The following is a 17,977-nucleotide window of genomic DNA, read 5'->3' as shown; positions in this document are numbered from 1 at the left end:
CCTCGTCACGTTCTCTGCAAGACCATGAATAAGAAACTCAATAGCCTCGGCGTCTATATCGCCATTGCCATGCTGGTGGCGCTATGCCTGCCGGTGGTGCTGGCACTGACCGTGCTCAACGGCGTGCGCGAAAAGCAGATCGGTATCGAGATGCAGGCACTGGTCAACGAAAAGGCGCAGACCATGCAGCACAGCCTGGTGCTGCCGGTGTGGAGCCTGGACAAGTCCGACATCAACGCCGTGCTGCAAGGGGCCATGCTCGATCCGCAGGTGGTGTCGGCCGAGATCGCCGATCCCGATGAAAAGATCATCGCCCGCGTGGAAGACGGGCAGCGGCGCCTGGGCAACATCATCTCGCGCAGCGTGCCGCTGGTGATGCAGCAGAACCAGCAAGACGTGAGCCTGGGCAGCCTGCACCTGATCGTGTCGGACCACCAGCTGCAACGCAAGCTGGCCGCTGACAAGAGCTTCCACACCCTGGTGCTGCTGGCGCAGGCGGTGGCTTCGCTGATCATCATCGGGCTGCTGGTCTATCGTCGCATCCTCCGGCCCATCGGCATGTTGACCGCAGCGACCGAGCGCATCGAGCGCGGCAGCTTCGATGAACGCATCGCCATCCCGCAGCAGGATGAAATCGGTCAGCTGGCGCGCCATATGGAATCGATGCAAAGCAGCCTGAAGGCGCTCTTCGATGAACAGGCGGCCATTCTCGGCAACATTCCGGCGGGGGTGCTGTTCGTGCGCGACGGCAGCATCGTCTTCGTCAACGAGGCCGCGCAGGCGCTGCTCGGCAGTGCGGACAGGAATCTCGTCGGCCAGCCCGCCGAAGAGGTATTTGTCGAACCAGCCCAGCAGGCGGCCTACGTGGCGCAGGCGGTGGCCCGTTCCAGCGGCGCGGCCGGCGAGATCGTGCTGTTGCGCCGGGGCGATGGCGGCAGCTTCCCGGCGGAATTGCATACCTCGCTGATCGATCCGGCGCGGCCGGCGGACCAGATCTGGGTGGTCATCGATGTCAGTGCACGGCTGGATGCGGAGAACCGTATCGACCGCCTGGCCTTCTATGACCCGGTCACCCAGCTGCCCAACAAGACGCTCTTCATGGACCGCCTGCGACGCGGTCTGGCGCGGCGTCGCAGCAATGGTACGGCCGGGGCGGTCTTTGTGATGGAGATCAGTCGGGCCGATCTCTCCTATGGCGGGGCCAGTTCCGACGAAGTCGAGCAGTTGCTGGTGGAGTGTGCGCGGCGTTTCTCCAGCTGCATCACGCCCGAGCAGACCGTGGCACGCCTGGAGGGCGCGAAGTTCGCGCTGGGCAGCGAAATCCGGACCCATGACCTGGCCGAATGTCTCCGCTTCTGCGAGGCGCTGGCCCATCGCATCATCGCCACCTTCACCGATCCCCATGCCCTCGCCGCTGCGCGCTTCCCTTGCGCGGTCAACCTGGGTATCAATATCGTCCATGACGATCACCACGGCGCGGCCGAACTGCTGATGCAGGCCGAGCTGGCGATGGTGCAGTCGCGCCTGGCCGGCCGCAATACCTTCCGCTTCTTCGACCCTGCGATGCAGGCGCTGGCCAACCAGCGCAGCCTGCTGGAAGCCGAACTGCGCCAGGCGGTCGCGCAGCGCCAGTTCATCGTGTATTACCAGCCGCAGGTGACCTATGAGGGTGAAGTGGTCGGGGCCGAGGCCTTGCTGCGCTGGAAGCATCCGGAAAAGGGCATCGTCGCGCCGGGTGGCTTCATCTCGGTGGCCGAAGACATGGGCCTGATGGAGCAGATCGGTCAGCAGGCATTGCACGCCATCTGTGCTGATCTGCAGGCCTGGCAGCGCCAGGGGCTGGCGCATGAGCTGGTGGTGGCGGTGAATGTGTCGGCGCAGGAATTCAAGGTGGACAATTTCGTGGGCCGCTTCCGCGAGATCATCGGCAAGTATCGCCTCCATAGCCATGCACTGAAGGTGGAGCTGACCGAAAGCATGATGGTGGACCACGTCGAAGACGTGATCGCCAAGATGCAGATGCTGAGGTCCAGCGACATCTCGATCTCGCTGGATGATTTCGGAACCGGTTACTCGTCGTTGGCGTACCTCGGGCGCTTCCCCATCGACCAGATCAAGATCGATCAGAGCTTCGTGCGTGAAATGGAGAAGGATGCGGCCATGGCCAGCATCGTGCGCAGCATCATCATGCTGGGTCAGAGCCTGAACCTGTCCATCATCGCCGAAGGGGTGGAGACGCAGCAGCAGCGCGACCTGCTGCATGCGCAAGGCTGTTCGCTGTACCAGGGCTACTGGTACGGCAAGCCCATGCCGGGCGAGCAATTTGTCGAACTGCTGACGACGCCGGATCGCTTCCGCTGATCCGCCTGGCCGGGCTGCCGCTGGACATCAGCGCCGGGCAGTCCGATAGCCAGGCAACCACCTCATCCAGCGCGGGCGGCGCGTCGTTGCGCCCGGGCGCTCAGCTTCGCCCTCCTCGTCCCTCCTATGCGCCATCCGATACAGCAGCGGCAGCACCAGCAGCGTCAATGCGGTGGAGGACAGGATGCCGCCGATCACCACCGTGGCCAGCGGACGCTGTACCTCGGCGCCGGTGCCGGTGGCCAGTGCCATCGGCACGAAGCCCAGTGACGCCACCAGCGCCGTCATCAGCACCGGGCGCAGGCGTGTCATGGCGCCCTCGTGGATGGCCACGTCCAGGCTGCGACCTTCCTCGCGCAGGCTGCGGATGAAGGAAATCATCACCAGCCCGTTGAGCACCGCCACCCCTGACAGCGCGATGAAGCCTACCGCTGCCGAGATCGACATTGGGATGCCGCGTGCGGCCAGCGCCAGGATGCCGCCGGTCAGCGCGAAGGGAATGCCGGTGAAGACCAGCAAGCCATCCTTGACGTTGTTGAACATCGCAAACAGCAGCACGAACACCATCAGCAGCGCCACCGGGATGACGATCTGCAGACGTTGCGTGGCCGATTGCAGGTTCTCGAACTGGCCGCCCCAAGTGGTCCAGTAACCGGTGGGGATGCGTACCTGCGCCTGCAGGGCCTGTTCCGCCTCGGCCACGAAAGAGCCCAGATCGCGGCCCCGCACGTTGGCGCTGACTACGATGCGGCGCTTGCCGTCTTCGCGGCTGACCTGGTTGGGACCGGGGGCGATGTTGAGCGTCGCCACCTCGGCCAGCGGGACATAGCTGATGCGGCTGGCGCCCTCCTGCGGCGGCAGCGCGATGGGCAGGCGGCGCAGGGCGTCCAGATCGGCGCGGGCGGCTTCGGGCAGACGCACCACGATGGCGAAGCGACGGTCGCCCTGGAATAGCGTACCGGCCTGGGTGCCACCGATGGCGGTGGCGATCGTGTCCTGCAGGTCGGACACGTTCAGGCCATAGCGCGCCAGTTTCTGGCGGTCGATGTCCACGCTCAGCATCGGCAGGCCGGTGGTCTGTTCCACCTTCACTTCGGTGGCGCCGCGGGTCTTCTGCAATACGGCGGCGACCTTGGCGGCGGTGTCGTTGAGCACGCCCATGTCGTCACCGAAGATCTTGACCGCGACATCGCTGCGTACGCCCGAGATCAGTTCGTTGAAGCGCAGCTGGATGGGCTGCGAGAACTCGTAGCTGTTGCCGGGGATGCGGGCTACTGCCTGCTGGATTGCCTCGCGCAATTGCTCATGCGTCTTGCGCGGCTGCGGCCATTGCGACTCGGGCTTCAACATGATGTAGCCGTCGGAGATATTGGGCGGCATTGGGTCCGAGGCCACCTCGGCGGTGCCGGTGCGGGCGAAGACGCGTTCGATCTCGGGGAATTGCCGCATCAGCGTCTTCTCGATCTGCTGCTGCATCTCCAGCGATTGCGTCAGACTGGTGCCGGGGATGCGCAAGGCCTGGATCGCCATGTCACCCTCGTTCAGGCTGGGGACGAATTCAGTGCCCAGGCGCGTGGCCAGCACCGCGCACACCACGATCAGCGCAGCGGCAAAACTGAGCACCACCGGCTTGTTGTCCATGACGCGTACCAGCAGCGGCGCATAAAGCCGCTTGGCCCATTGCATCAGGATGTTCTCCTTCTCCGAGACGCGTTCGCCGATGAACAGGGCAATGGCGGCCGGGATGAAGGTCACCGACAGGATCATCGCGCCCAGCAGTGCCGCCACCACGGTGAAGGCCATGGGCGTGAACATCTTGCCTTCCACCCCGGTCAGCGCAAACATGGGCAGGTACACGATCATGATGATCAGTTGCCCGAACAGCAGCGGCCGGCGCGCCTCGCGGGCAGCGGCGAAGACCTCATGGAAGCGCTCGCTGCGCGTGAGCGGGCGGCCGTGGTGTTGCTGCGCATGGGCCAGGCGGCGCACGCAGTTTTCCACGATCACCACCGCGCCATCGATGATGATGCCGAAGTCCAGCGCACCCAGGCTCAGCAGGTTGGCGCTGACCTTGTTGGAGACCATGCCGGTGAAGGTGAAGAGCATGGCCAGCGGAATCACCATGGCCGTGATGATGGCCGCGCGGATGTTGCCGAGGAAGACGAACAGCACCGCAATCACCAGCAGCGCGCCTTCGATGAGGTTCTTCTTGACGGTGGCGATGGCCTTGTCCACCAGCACGGTGCGGTCATAGACGGTGATGGCCTCGACCCCGGCCGGCAGGTTGCGGTTGATCTCGCGCAGTTTCTTGTCCACCGCCTGCGAGACCGTGCGGCTGTTCTCGCCGATCAGCATGAAGACCGTGCCCAGCACCACTTCGCGCCCGTTTTCGGTGGCCGCACCGGTGCGCAACTCACGTCCCATGCCGACCTCGGCCACATCACGGATGCGAATGGGCACGCCGCGTACATTGGCCAGGATGATATTGCCGATGTCTTCCAGCGAGGCCACCTGGCCCGGTGCACGGATCAGGTATTGCTCGCCGCGCCGTTCGATGTAGCCGGCGCCGACATTGCTGTTGTTCTTTTCCAGGGCCTTGATGATGCTATCCATGGTCATGCCATAGGAGGCCAGGCGTTCGGTCGAGGGGGCGACATGGTATTCGCGGGCGTAGCCGCCGATGGTGTTGATCTCGGTCACGCCCGGCACCAGCCGTAGCTGCGGCTTGATGACCCAGTCCTGGATCTCGCGCAGGTCGGCTGCGCCATAGGGCGTGCCATCGGGTTTGCGGGCGTCCTCGCGGGCTTCCACGGTCCACAGGTAGATTTCACCGAGGCCGGTGGAGATCGGCCCCATGGCCGGATCGATGCCGGCGGGCAGTTGGCTCCTGGCCTGCTGGATGCGCTCGTTGACCAGTTGCCGCGCAAAGTAGATGTCGGTGCCATCCTTGAAGATGACCGTGACCTGTGACAGCCCGTAGCGCGACAGCGAGCGCACCTGTTCCAGTTGCGGCAGGCCCGACATGGCGGTCTCGATGGGGTAGCTGATGCGCTGCTCGGTTTCCAGAGGAGAATAGCCGGGGGCGGCGGTGTTGATCTGCACCTGCACGTTGGTAATGTCGGGCACGGCGTCGATGGGCAGCTTCTGGTAGTTGTAGACCCCATGGGCCGCCATGCCCAGCACCGCCAGCAGGACCAGCCATCGATGCTCGATGGCGAAGCGAATGATGCGTTCAAACATGATCGTCGTCTTTCAGAATGGTGGGAATGGCGTGGTGCGATGGTCGCGATCCACGTCAATGGCTATGCTCGGCCACGCCCTTGCCCAGCTCGGCCTTGATGGCAAAGCTGCCGCTGGCGGCGTACTGCTGCCCGGCTTGCAGGCCGGAGAGGATTTCCACCGACTTGCCGTCGCTGCGCCCGGTGCGTACTTCCTGCACCTTGAAGCCATCGTCCACCCGCACGAAGACCACGCTCTTGTTGTCCACCGTCTGTATCGCTTCTGCATCCACGGCCAGTGCTACCTCGCTGGCCTCGGTCATCACGTCGACGGTGACGAACAGACCCGGGCGCCAGCTCTCCTGCGGATTGGGCAAGACCACATGGGCCTTGGCGGTACGGGTCTGCTCCCCGATCAGCGCCCCGACAAAGGAGATGCGGCCGGTAGCGTTCGCCTCGAAGGCGGTGGCGCGCACCACGGCGGAGCTGCCCACGCGGACCTGCTGCAAGTCCCTGGGCGAGACGATGATCTCGGCCCATACGCTGGAGAGGTCGGCGATGATGAAGGCGTTGGCATCTTCGCGCACGGCCTCGCCCAGGCCGAGGTGCTTCTCGACCACGGTGCCGTCGAAGGGAGCGCGGATTTCGTGCCGGCTGAGGGCGCCGCTACCGGTTCCGGTGACACCGATGGCGCGCAGCTTCTGGCGTGCATTGCGCACGGCGACCTCGGCTTCCTGCAGCGACAGTTGCGCCTGCTGGTAATCCTGTTCGGCCGAGATCTTCTGCTCCCACAACTGTTTCTCGCGTTGCCAGGTGCTGCGTGCCAGGCTCAGGCGCTGTTCGGCGTTGAGCAGTTCGGAACGCTGCTCGGAGACGGCGCTGCTGCTGATGACGGCCAGTACCTGGCCCTTGCGCACCTTCTGGCCCAGCGTGGCCGAGACCGATTCGACCACGCCGGCGACCTGCGGCACCACATGCGCGGTACGGTCTTCGTTGAAGCGAATCTCGCCCGGCAGTTGCAGGCCGCTTTCGATGCGCGCTGCGCCGACCTGCTTCAGGGCGACGCCGGCGGCATTGATCTGTTCCTGGCTGAGGGCGATCTTGCCTTCTTCCTCACCATGTCCTTCCTTGTCCTCGTCGTGGTCTTGATGGGCTCCGTGGTTGTCATGGGCTGGCTTGCCGTCGGCCCCGGTTTTTTCCTGATGCTCGTCCTCCTTGTGGGCGCCCTCTTCCTGATGCGTAGAGGTGGCTTCGGTGCCGCCCTGGCCCTTCATCAGGGTCCATCCGCACAGCAGCGCGGTAATGGCGATGATCGCGGCGATGGCGAGTTTCTGTTTGCTGGTCATGGTGGTTCTCATTGCAGGTTGAGGGTGGCGTCGCCGGCCAGGCGATCGAGTTCGGCGGCGGCCTGGAAGGCGGTCGACAGGGCTTTCCAGTACTGCGCCCTGGCCTGGAAGTAGGTGCGCTGCGCATCCAGCACATCGAGGAAGCCGAACTTGCCCAGCGTGAAGCCGGTGCGCGCGGCCAGATAGGCGCTCTGTGCGCCGGGGACGATGTCCTGGCGCAATGCCAGTGCTTCGGCCCGTGCATTGCGCAGGCGCTCGTAGGATTGCGCGGCGTCGTTCTGCATCTGCAGTTCGACCAGGGCCAGTTCGTCACGCGCCTTGTCGGTGCGCTTGATGGCTTCCAGTTCATTGCCGCGATTGCTGTCCAATACCGGGATGGGCAGCGAGAAGCCGACTACCCACATGTTGCGTGCGGCCTCTTCGTCGCGCTTGTTGCCTAATGAGAGCGTCAGGTCGGGAACCCGCTTGCTGCTTTCGATGCGCGCCAGCGCGGCGCGCCGTTCCACCTCCAGCCGCGCCAGCTGCACCGCCGGCCCGTTGCCCACGCGTGCGGTGAGGTCGGCGATGGCCGGCAGTGGCGGCAGGGTCTCAAGCGCGGTATCGGCCAGCACGAAGTCGGTCTGCCGGGCGTTCCACAGGCTGGCCAGCTGGCCGCGGGCGAGGGTGGCGTCACTCTCTGCCTGCTGGCGTTCCAGTTGGGCCGTGGAGAGCGCCAGTTGTGCCTTGGTCTGCTCTACCGGCGAGACCTTGCCGGCCTGCACGCGCCGCGCCGTCATGTCGGCAGCGGTCTGCGCCAGCTGCACCAGTTCGGCCGCCAGGCGCTGGCGCTCACCGGCCAGCAGGGCATCGTGATAGGCGCTGGTGACGCGGCTGCGCATCTGCTGGCGCAGGCTGGCGTACTCCAGTCTGGCCATGTCCAGCTGGCGCTGTGCCGCTTCGATGCGGGCGCTGCGCTTGCCACCCAGTTCGATGGGCTGGTTGATCTGGTAGGTGGTGGTGCGGCTGGCCTTGCGGGTGTCTTCCATCAGCGCGGAAAACTCCGGATTGGGGCGCGCGCCGGCTTGCATCAGGCTGCCTTCGACGGCTTCGATTTCCAGGCGGGCGGCCGACAAGGCCTTGTTGTGGGAGGTCGCCAGGTCCAGTGCGGCGGCCAGGGTGAGGACGGGCGCCGCGTCGGTGGATGGTGCCGAAAACGGGACAGCAACTGGCGGCGTGGCTTGGGCCACGGCCAGGGCCGGCGCGAGCAGGGCAAGCGCCAGCATGGGGATATGCCGGTACATCGAATTCTCCAGTGGTGAAAAGGGGAATCCGGCGAGTGCAGAATGAAGGGAAGCGTGCTCGCCGGGCTAGGCGGCGAGCGGCCAGTTGGGCTTGTCCGGCCCGTCGGCGATGTGGGAGTTGGGATGGGGGGCGATGGTGCTGAAAACCTCAAGCGTGCTGCCGGTCTGTTCAGCCATCGGCGCGCCCTGCCACTGCATCGATTTCATGCAGGACAGCTGGCAGACCGCGCAGGCCGCATCGGCGTCGCCCCCCTGCCCCGCGTTGCCGCGGCCGTCGGGGGAGGCTTCGTCGCCTGCTGGTGCAACGGCATGTTCGTGGTGGCCGGGATGGCCGGTGGGCGCGGCACCGTGGCTTTCCTTTTCTGGCTGGCAATAGCTGGCCACCGCTGCCCACGAGAGCTGCAACGGCAACAACAAGGCCAGGAAAAGAATCAATGCACGCATGAAGGAGACGTGGGTTTGGCTACCGGCCCGGAACAGGCGGGTAGCCACGATGTGCTTCCGCAGTCGTCGTGTCACTACGGCAACGACCGGCGCCGATTATGCCCCGTTGTAGAGGGACGAGTCCAGGGCCTGGTTCTGAGTGCTGCTGTCCTGCAGGGAGGGCTTGGCGCCGGCGGTCTGCATCGGCTGGCCGAGTTCGGCCGCCTTCAGTTCGGCAACCACGTCGGCGCGGGTCTTGGTGCCTTGGTATTGCACCACCGGATAGTTGTTGCGGGCCGACAGGTTGGCCTGGTCGCGGGCTGCTTCGGTGGGGACGGTGGACTGGGCGAAGGCCGACAGGGAGAAAGCGCTGACCAGGGTGCCGATGACGAGATGCGAGATTTTCATGATGAAGCTCCTTTGAGAAGTGGTTCCACAAGGCCCTGTTCGATGCCGGCCCGGATGGGTGGCGTGCATCGGCCAGGGCCGACGCGATGACCAGTGGTGTCTGGCGTATCGTTGGAATGGATTCTAAGGAGCCGGTCCGCTCAGAAAGATTGCCCAGTCATTACAGATTTGTAATGAATGCCCGACGGGGCTGGTTCACAATACCGGCTTATCCGTCAGGAATCCGATCATGCATATCTTGTTGGTGGAAGACGAGCCCAAATCCGGTGACTATCTGCAGCGCGGGCTGACCGAGTCCGGCTTTGTCGTGGACTGGGTGCAGACCGGCGTGGATGGCCTGCACCATGCGCGCACGCTGGACTACAAGCTGATCATCCTGGATGTGATGCTGCCCGGCATGAACGGCTGGGACATCCTGCGCGAACTGCGGCGCAGCCACGATACACCGGTCCTGTTCCTGACCGCGCGCGACGAGGTGGAAGACCGCGTCAAGGGCCTGGAGCTGGGCGCCGACGATTATCTGGTCAAGCCCTTTGCCTTCACCGAACTGCTGGCGCGGGTACGCACCCTGCTGCGCCGTGGCCCCAGCCGCGAGGCCGATGTCATTGATTACGACGATGTCGTGGTCGATGTGGTCAGGCGCAAGGTGACGCGGGCCGGCCAGCGCATCGACCTCACCGCCAAGGAATTTGCGCTGCTGCACATGCTGATCCGGCGGCCGGGCGAAGTGTTGTCGCGCCCGCAGATCGCCTCCCAGGTGTGGGACATGAATTTCGACAGCGATACCAATGTGGTTGACGTCGCCGTGCGCCGCCTGCGTGCCAAGCTCGATGACGGTTTCGACAAGAAGCTGCTGCACACCGTCTGGGGCATGGGCTACGTCTTCGAGGCGCGCCAGTGAGCCAGCGCGCACCGGCCTCGATGAGCCTGCGGCTGGTGGTGCTGTTCGGGCTGCTGGCCTTGCTCATTTTCACGGCGGTGGGCAGCTATCTCTCGCATTCGCTGCATGTGCAGCTGGAGCGGCGCGACGACGAGGAACTGGCCGGCAAGTGCCGCTCCATCAATCATCTGGTCGAACATGCGGCTTCGCTGGACGACATCCTGGCGCGCCGTCATCTGGTACTCGATACCCTCTCCGGTCACGATCAGCTGCTGGTGCGCATCGCCCGCGCCGACGGCAGTACGCTCATGGAAAGCCACGATCCCGCCGGCGGCGCGCCGGAGCTGGACCTGGCGCATATCGCCATCCGCGAGTGGGACAGCATCCAGTCGCTGCGCCTGGGCGACCTGCGCGCGCGCTATATCGCCAGCAAGCCGGTCACGCGGTCGGGCGAGCAGGCGCTGGTGCTGGTGGTGCGTACGGCTTCGGATCGCATGCTGCTGCTGGCCGATTATCGTTCCGATGTGTGGTGGGCGGCCAGCATCGGCACGGTGCTGGCTACGCTGCTGAGCTATTTCCTGGTACGCAGCGGCCTGCGCCCACTGCGTACGATGGCCGTGCAGACCCGGGCCATTTCCGCCAATCGTCTCGATACCCGTCTCGACCTGCAGGCCGCGCCGCGCGAACTGCACGAGATCGTGCAATCCTTCAACGAGATGCTGGACCGGCTGCATCGCAGCTTTCAGCAACTGAGCCAGTTCTCCGCCGACCTCGCGCATGATGTGCGCACCCCCCTCAACAACCTGATGGTGCAGACCCAGGTGGCGCTGGGCAAGCCGCGTGGCATCGATGAATACCAGGCCCTGCTCAGTTCCAACATCGAGGAGTACGAGCGCCTGTCGCGCATGATGGAGAGCATGCTGTTCCTGGCGCGCGCCGAGAACGCGCACGTGGTGCTGCAGATCCAGGATCTGGACCTGGCGCAGGAGCTGAACCGCATCGCCGAATATTTCGAGGGTATCGCCGAGGAAGCGCAGGTGCGCATCGTGGTCAGCGGCAGCGGTCGCATCCAGGCCGACATGATGCTGTTGCGCCGCGCCGTCGGCAATCTGGTGGCCAATGCCATCCGCTACACCCCGGCAGAGGGCGCCATCGAGCTGGAGGCTGTCGCCGGGGATGAGGGGGCAGTCATCAGCGTGAGCAACCCCGGGCCGGGGATCGCGCCGGACCTGCTGGAGCGCATCTTTGACCGCTTCTATCGCGCCGATCCCTCGCGCAGCAGCGCCAGCGGTTCCAGCGGGCTGGGCCTGGCGATCGTCCGGTCCATCATGGCATTGCATGGTGGCGAGGCGGGCGTACGCAGCGCGCCGGGCCGGCTTACGATATTCACTCTGCGTTTTCCCGGGACGCAAGTGAAATCCTCGGGCCGGACCTGACGCTGGAGGCCAGGGCCGGCTCTGGTGTCAACGGGAATCTTCGCTGGGCAGCGTCAGCAAGGTCAGCCGCATCAGGTCGGGCAATTCCATCTCCAGGGCAATGGCGAGGGCTTCCATATTGTCCACGGAGATATTGCGATCCCCGCGTTCGACCTCGCTCAGGTAGGTGCGACTGATGTCAGCGCGGAATGCCAGTTCTTCTTGTGACATCTCTTTCAGCCGGCGAACCCTGCGAACATTTTGTCCGAAGATGATGCGGGCGCTTGGTGGAGTCTCTGTATTTTTCATGTGCGCAAGGATCAGGCGGCTAGGGGTGACGGTCGATTAGCTACAATTACAAACGCACAAACTATCCGTGACAAACACTTATACCCTCGAATCTGTCGTGAAATAATCGAAAAATAACGAGATTCACATCGTAGTTTGGATGGGCTTTTCGTCGAAAAAGCTCTAGTTTTTCTTCGAAAATTTCAGAACTTTCTATGTTGATTACGGCTCTTCGTCTCATCCCGCGAGCAAAAGGACGCTCATACCGCCCACTTTCACTGCCATGGACAAACATCAAGCCTTGCGTCGCTCCAAACGACTGGCCCTGAGCTGTCTGCTGGCCGCTGTGTTGCTGTTCGTCGGCGCCTCCCTGGCACCGCCCTCGACATGGAGTGGCCTGCTGCGTGCCATGGCCGAAGCCGCCATGGTCGGCGCACTGGCAGACTGGTTCGCGGTCAGCGCCCTGTTCCGGCATGTGCCGCTGCCCTTCCTGGCGCGTCATACGGCCATCATCCCGCGCAACAAGGAGCGCATCGCCGACAATCTGGCGGTATTCGTGGAAGAGAAGTTCCTGAGTCCGCAATCGCTGGCCGCGCTGGTACGCCGGCATGATCCGGCGCAGCGCCTGTCGGCCTGGATGGCCGCTCCCGCCAATGCAGCGCGCCTGGGCGGCTACATGGCGCAGGCAGTGGCGGCGCTGCTGACCCTCACCGATGACCGCCGTATCCAGGCCTTCGTGCGCGATGCCCTGCATGCGGCGCTGGGCAAGCTGGATCTCTCGCGCTCGCTGGCCAGCATTCTCGATACCTTGACCCTCGACGGTCGCCACCAGCAGTTGCTGGACCGTGCCATCGTGACGCTGGCCGAGCTGCTCAATCGCGAACAGACCCGCGCCTTCATTGCCGAGCGCATGGTGGAGTGGTTGCAGCGTGAATATCCGAAGATCGAAAAGCTGCTGCCGTCGAACTGGATCGGCGAAAAATCGGCGGCGACGGTGGCCGATATCCTCGACAAGCTCTTGAGCGGCATTGCCGACGACCCGCAGCATTCGCTGCGTCAGGCTTTCGATCGGCAACTGGAGAGCTTCATCGTCCGCCTCAAGCAGGACGCTGCCCTGCGCGCACGCGCCGAGCAGATCAAGCAGGAGATTCTGCAGGGGGAAGCCGTCAACGCCTATGTCGGCAGCCTGTGGGACAGCTTGCGGACCTGGCTGCGGCAAGACCTGTCACGCCCCGATTCCGCCCTGCACGCGCAGGCAGCCGCCGCCACGCAGTGGATAGGTCGCGCCCTGCAGGAGGATGCAGCCCTGCGCGCCTCGCTCAATGAACATCTGGAACTGGCCATGACCAGCCTCAGCCCGGAGCTGGCGCAACTGCTCACGCGCCACATCAGCGACACCATCAAGCAATGGGACAGCGCCGAGCTGTCGCGCCAGATCGAACTCAATATCGGACGCGACCTGCAATACATCCGCATCAACGGCACCGTGGTGGGCGGTCTGATCGGCGCGCTGCTGTTCGGCCTGTCATGGCTGATGCAGTGGCTGGCACATGGAGCATGAGGATCATGCCGCATTGAAGCAGACTACGGGTCCATCTCCTTGAGCGTCTTGCGCATGATCTTGCCGGTGGCGGTGGTCGGCAAGGCATCGACGAAGGCGATCAGGCGCGGATATTCATGCGCCGCCAGTTGCGCGCGGACGTGCTGCTGCAGTTCCGCCACCAGCGCCTGGCCCGGCGCATGCCCTTCCCTGAGCACCACGAAGGCCTTCACCACCTCGGTCCGCACCTCATCCTTGACGCCCACCACGGCCGCGATGCGTACCGCCGGATGGCGCATCAGGCATTCCTCGATCGGTGCCGGCCCGATGCGATAGCCGGCGCTGGTGATGACATCGTCGTTGCGTCCCAGGTAGCGGATATAGCCCTGCTCATCCATATTGCCGAGGTCGCCGGTGAGCAGGAAGGCTCCGGCGAATTTATCGCGGGTGGCTTCCTCGTTGCGCCAGTAGCCCAGGAACATCACCGGGTCCGGCGCGCGGATGGCGATATTGCCGACACTTCCGCGCGGCACGATGCGACCTTCTTCATCGACGACTTGCACATCATGTCCCGGCACGGCACGGCCCATGCTGCCCGACGCGCTGGGATAGAGCCGGGATGAAGACGACACCACCAGATTGCACTCGGTCTGACCATAGAACTCGTTGATGGTCACGCCCAGTGCCTCGCGTCCCCAGGCGATCAGGTCATCGCCCAGTGTCTCGCCACCGCTGGCCACGCTGCGCAGCGTGAAATGCCACTGTTCGCGGGGGGCGGGTGTACCGCGCAGCATCTTCAGCGCCGTCGGCGGGAAGAACACATTGCGGACGTCATGCCGCGCCAGCAGTCCGAACACGGCCTGGGCATCGAACTTCTCCAGGCGCCGCGCCACCACGGCCACGCCGTGATACAGCGACGGCAGCAGCACGTCCAGCAGCCCGCCGATCCAGGCCCAGTCGGCCGGCGTCCAGAAGCGGTCGCCCGGCTGCGGGAAGCTGTCGTGCGAGACCTCCACGCCCGGCAGGTGCCCCAGCAGCACACGGTGCGCGTGCAGCGCGCCCTTGGCCTTGCCGGTGGTGCCGGAGGTATAGATGATCATGGCCGGATCGTCGGCCCGTGTGGCCACCGCCTGCGGCAGCGGCGCCGCCGCGTGCAGGCGGTCCCAGAAATCGGTGGTCTGCGGCAGCACGATATCGGACTGCTCCACGCAGAACACCACCTTCAGCGCCGGCAGCTCACCGGCCAGGTGGACCTTGTCCATGCCGCCGCCGTCGGTCACCAGTGCGGCAGCCTCGCTGTCGTTGAGCCGATAGGCAATCGCCTCCGGCCCGAACAGATAGAACAGCGGCACCGTGATCGCCCCCAGCTTGTAGGCCGCGATGTGGGTGATCACCGTCTCGATACGTTGCGAGAGATAGATGCCGATCCGATCCCCGCGCCCGATGCCGGCCTCGGTCAGGGCCTGTGCGAACTGGTCGCTGAGGGTCTTGAGTTGATCGAAGGTCCAGGTGCTGACGCTGCCGTCGGCCTCCTCGCTGATGATGGCGGGGCGGCCGCTGCCATCGGCCCAGCGGTCGCAGGCGGCGATACCGATGTTGAACCATTCCGGAATCTGCCAAGGGTCGTGCTGGGGGGCGTCCTGGCGATAATGCGCGGCGGTGATCGCAGTGCGTGGCGGGATATAGGGGGGCACGTCGGGTCTCCTTCGGGATGTCGGGTGGTCCGGTGGGCAGCGTCTGCGTGGGCGCCGCCTCTGTGGCATGGGGCAAGGCCACATGCGATTGCCTATCATAGCGTTCTCACAAAAACATCGCGCGATGTGCGGACGTTCCATGGTCGTCTGCCCGCGCGGCCATGAGACCTGTCGAATTCTAACGAAAATACGCTGTAACAGGCCTCTTCGCAGCCGAAGGCTGCTTCCGCGCCGCTAGCATAGCCGCCTCATCGTCGATCACCTTCGACAGCGCTCTCAATTCCCTATCCGCTTCACCGTCCGGAGGCAGCGCAACTCCGCACGGATCTGCAATGAGGAGCCTGGCATGCTTTCCCATCGTCTGACGGATCTGTTTCCTGGCTTCAGCGATGCCAATCGCGGCATCCGACTGAAGTTGCTGCAACCACCGCGGAGTGATGACGAGCCGGCCGGTCTGCCGCACCTGGAAGATGTCCTGCTGGTCACGCACGTCTCAGGCCATGAGGAGATCTGTGGCGCGCTGGAATATCGCCTGCTGTGTATCTCGCCCTGTGTCGATCTGCCATTGAAGGACTTCATGGCCCTGCCGGCCGAGATCGGCTTCGTGACCGACCGCAGCGAGGTGCGCCGGGTATGCGGGCTCATCGCCGAAGCCAGCGCAGGAGAAGTCGTGGATGGTTATGCCAGCTATCGTCTGGTCCTGCGCGATGCATTGGCACTGATGGGCCAGCGCACCAATACCCGGGTATTCCTGCATGCCAGCGAGCTGGATGTCACCGAGATGCTGCTCTCGGAGTGGCGCAGCATCAATCCGGTGCTGGCATCGTGCTTCGATGTGGACTGGTCCTTGCTGGCCGAGGGCTGTCCGGCGCGTGAATTCACCATGCAGCACAACGAGTCCGACGCCGATTTCCTGCGGCGGTTGTGGAAGCGCCGCGGTATCGGCTGGTTCATCCGGCCGGGCCAGCCAGCGCTGTCCAGTCATGGCAGCCGGCCCACGCATACGCTGGTCCTGTTCAACGACGCCTTCCAGTTGCCACCCAACGCGGCCGGCGCCGTTCGCTACCACCGCCACCATGCGCCTGGCGAGCAGGACAGTGTAAGCCACTGGAGCGCCGTGCGGACCTTGCGGCCCGGCAGTGTCAGCCGCCAGTGCTGGGACCATGTTCAGGGTGGCGCCATGCGCAGCCATGCGACGACGCGCGCGGACCAGGGTGTGCTCGGCAATCGCTTCGCCGACTGTGTGGATGACTACCTGATCGACGCTCCGCACACCGGCGACGACCTCGAGGACTATCGTCAACTGGGTCAATTGCGCATGCAGCGCCATGCGTACGAGTCCAAGTGCTTCCATGCCCGTTCTGACATCCGTGCGCTGCGCGTGGGCGAGTGGATCACCCTGCAAGACCATCCACACCTGGAACGCCATCCGGCCCACGAGCGCGAGTTCATCCTCACCAGTCTGGACATTGATGCCGAGAACAATCTGCCGCACAGCCTGGCACCTCATGCACAGGCCCTGGCGGTACGGAACCGGTGGAAGACACCGGATCACTTCGACGCCCAGACATGGCGTTGCGACAGTGACCGGGCAGGTGGTCGTTATCTCAACCGCTTTTCCTGTGTACGGCGTGGTACGCCAGTGGTACCAGCCTTCGATCCGCGGCGCGATATACCCACGCCGCGCCTGCAGAATGCACATGTGGTCGGCCCGCGCGGCGAGGAGGTGTATTGCGACGCACTGGGCCGGGTCAAGCTGCGCTTTCCCGGCACCCGGATCGAGGATCACGAACGGGCCCGTGGCGCCGGCGCCAGCGACAGCGAACGCGATTCGGCCTGGGTCCGCGTGGCCAGCACCTGGGCCGGCAGTCAGTGGGGAGCGATCAGTTTGCCACGGGTGGGCGATGAAGTGATCGTCGCCTTCCTTGGCGGCGATCCCGACAAGCCCATCATCATTGGCCGCGTGTATGGCGCAACTGCCCTGCCCCCCAGTTTCAGTCACATCGGAGCACTGCCAGGCAATCGCTTCCTGGCCGGCATCAAGAGCAAGGAGATCAGCGGTCAACGTTACAACCAGCTGCGGCTGGATGACACCCCGGGCCAGATCAGCGCGCAGCTCTCCTCCCAGCATGGCTACAGCGAACTGAATCTGGGCTGGCTCACGCATCCCCGCGAGCGCGGCGCTGGCGATGCCCGGGGCGAAGGCGCGGAACTGCGCAGCGATCAGGCGCTGGCCCTGCGCGGCGGGCAGGGTGTGCTGATCAGCGCGGCAGCGCGGCCCGCTGCCGGCGGAAGTCAGCTGGACCGGCACGAGCTGCTGGGGCTGATGGGGGTACTGCAGGATGTACAACAGCAACTGGCCGCACTGGCGCAAATCCATCGCGCCGGCGCCACCGAGGGCCGTGCCCTGGCGCAGCTGCAGGAGCATCTCGAGCGCTGGGAGGCGGGCAGCAATACCGATGCACAGGGCAATGATGGCCACCGCCCCCTGGTCGCCGTGACCGCTCCGGCCGGTGTTGCCATCAGCAGCGATGACAGTATCGCCATCGGCGCACAGACCCAGATCGACATGATCAGCGTGGGCAACACCCAGCTTTCAGTGGGCAAGAAGCTGCTGGCTCGCGTGGCCGAAAGCATCAGCCTGTTCGCCCATCGATTGGGGATCAAGCTGGTCGCCGCCAGCGGCAAGCTGGAACTGCAGACAGATGCCGACAACATCGAAGCCACCTCTGCCAAACGCATCGTTCTCACCGCCGCAGAAGAAATCGTGCTGCAGGCACCGCGCCTGCGCTTCGTTGCACAGGGCGCGCAGATTGATCTCGGCGGCGGCGCGATCACCCAGCAGAGCAGCGGTGACCACGTCATCCGCTCGGCCGATTTCCATCACCTGGGCGGTGCAGACGCGCACGTTCCAGAGATCACCCTGCCGGTCAGCAATGTGCCGACTGACGAGCGCTTCATATTGGCCCGGCGCGGCAGCGGGCGACCCCATGCGCACCAACGCTACCGCATCGAACTTGACGATGGCAGCGCCATGGAAGGCATCACCGACGAGCAGGGCCGCACCGAGCTGAGCCAGGACATGGCCTTGCGCATCGCCCGGCTGCATCTACTGAAGGAGTAG

12 protein-coding genes are annotated in these 17,977 nt (G+C 64.7%); 5 read left to right on the top strand and 7 right to left on the bottom strand.

The window, feature by feature from the left end; genetic code table 11:
* Positions 1 to 24 precede the first annotated feature (24 nt).
* Positions 25 to 2,361: a putative bifunctional diguanylate cyclase/phosphodiesterase gene (locus tag VE092_RS13720; protein ID WP_324877591.1), complete on the top strand. Its 2,337-nt coding sequence runs from the start codon at positions 25 to 27 to the stop codon at positions 2,359 to 2,361.
* A gap of 27 nt (positions 2,362 to 2,388) precedes the next feature.
* Here the strand turns inward: VE092_RS13720 and VE092_RS13715 are convergent, their stop codons facing one another.
* The 5 genes from VE092_RS13715 to VE092_RS13695 form a co-directional block, all read right to left on the bottom strand.
* Positions 2,389 to 5,601 (bottom strand): CusA/CzcA family heavy metal efflux RND transporter, encoded by a 3,213-nt coding sequence (locus VE092_RS13715; protein WP_324877589.1) that lies wholly within the window; start codon positions 5,599 to 5,601, stop codon positions 2,389 to 2,391.
* A gap of 55 nt (positions 5,602 to 5,656) precedes the next feature.
* Complete coding sequence (locus tag VE092_RS13710; protein WP_324877587.1) at positions 5,657 to 6,925, bottom strand: efflux RND transporter periplasmic adaptor subunit; 1,269 nt, start codon at positions 6,923 to 6,925, stop codon at positions 5,657 to 5,659.
* A gap of 8 nt (positions 6,926 to 6,933) precedes the next feature.
* On the bottom strand, positions 6,934 to 8,205 hold the full coding sequence (locus VE092_RS13705; protein ID WP_324877585.1) for a TolC family protein: 1,272 nt from the start codon (positions 8,203 to 8,205) through the stop codon (positions 6,934 to 6,936).
* A 66-nt stretch (positions 8,206 to 8,271) separates the two neighbouring features.
* Positions 8,272 to 8,697, bottom strand: a complete 426-nt coding sequence (locus VE092_RS13700; protein WP_324877583.1) for a cobalt transporter — start codon at positions 8,695 to 8,697, stop codon at positions 8,272 to 8,274.
* Between the two features lie 48 nt (positions 8,698 to 8,745).
* Positions 8,746 to 9,036 (bottom strand): DUF4148 domain-containing protein, encoded by a 291-nt coding sequence (locus VE092_RS13695; RefSeq protein WP_324877582.1) that lies wholly within the window; start codon positions 9,034 to 9,036, stop codon positions 8,746 to 8,748.
* A 229-nt stretch (positions 9,037 to 9,265) separates the two neighbouring features.
* On the opposite strand from VE092_RS13695, the gene VE092_RS13690 reads away from it, so the two are divergent.
* Together VE092_RS13690 and VE092_RS13685 are read left to right on the top strand one after the other, a co-directional pair.
* On the top strand, positions 9,266 to 9,937 hold the full coding sequence (locus VE092_RS13690; protein ID WP_006463462.1) for a heavy metal response regulator transcription factor: 672 nt from the start codon (positions 9,266 to 9,268) through the stop codon (positions 9,935 to 9,937).
* Positions 9,934 to 11,352, top strand: a complete 1,419-nt coding sequence (locus VE092_RS13685; RefSeq protein WP_324877579.1) for a heavy metal sensor histidine kinase — start codon at positions 9,934 to 9,936, stop codon at positions 11,350 to 11,352. Before VE092_RS13690 ends, VE092_RS13685 begins: the two co-directional genes overlap by 4 nt.
* Before the next feature lie 27 nt (positions 11,353 to 11,379).
* Here the strand turns inward: VE092_RS13685 and VE092_RS13680 are convergent, their stop codons facing one another.
* The gene (locus VE092_RS13680) at positions 11,380 to 11,640 is read right to left on the bottom strand and encodes a helix-turn-helix transcriptional regulator (protein ID WP_324877577.1); all 261 of its coding nucleotides are present in this window, start codon (positions 11,638 to 11,640) and stop codon (positions 11,380 to 11,382) included.
* Positions 11,641 to 11,902: 262 nt separating this feature from the next.
* On the opposite strand from VE092_RS13680, the gene VE092_RS13675 reads away from it, so the two are divergent.
* Entirely contained in the window at positions 11,903 to 13,180 is a 1,278-nt protein-coding gene (locus tag VE092_RS13675; RefSeq protein WP_324877575.1) for a DUF445 domain-containing protein, read from the top strand.
* A gap of 23 nt (positions 13,181 to 13,203) precedes the next feature.
* Here VE092_RS13675 and VE092_RS13670 read toward each other — a convergent pair whose 3' ends face one another.
* Positions 13,204 to 14,823: an acyl-CoA synthetase gene (locus VE092_RS13670; protein ID WP_414653491.1), complete on the bottom strand. Its 1,620-nt coding sequence runs from the start codon at positions 14,821 to 14,823 to the stop codon at positions 13,204 to 13,206.
* A gap of 376 nt (positions 14,824 to 15,199) precedes the next feature.
* Between VE092_RS13670 and VE092_RS13665 the strand changes: the two genes are divergently transcribed.
* Positions 15,200 to 17,977: a type VI secretion system Vgr family protein gene (locus VE092_RS13665; protein ID WP_324877571.1), complete on the top strand. Its 2,778-nt coding sequence runs from the start codon at positions 15,200 to 15,202 to the stop codon at positions 17,975 to 17,977.

Origin of the sequence: Herbaspirillum sp. (assembly GCF_035644555.1) — a bacterium.
Classification (GTDB): domain Bacteria; phylum Pseudomonadota; class Gammaproteobacteria; order Burkholderiales; family Burkholderiaceae_D; genus Herbaspirillum.
This window is presented reverse-complemented; position numbering and strand designations above follow the sequence as displayed.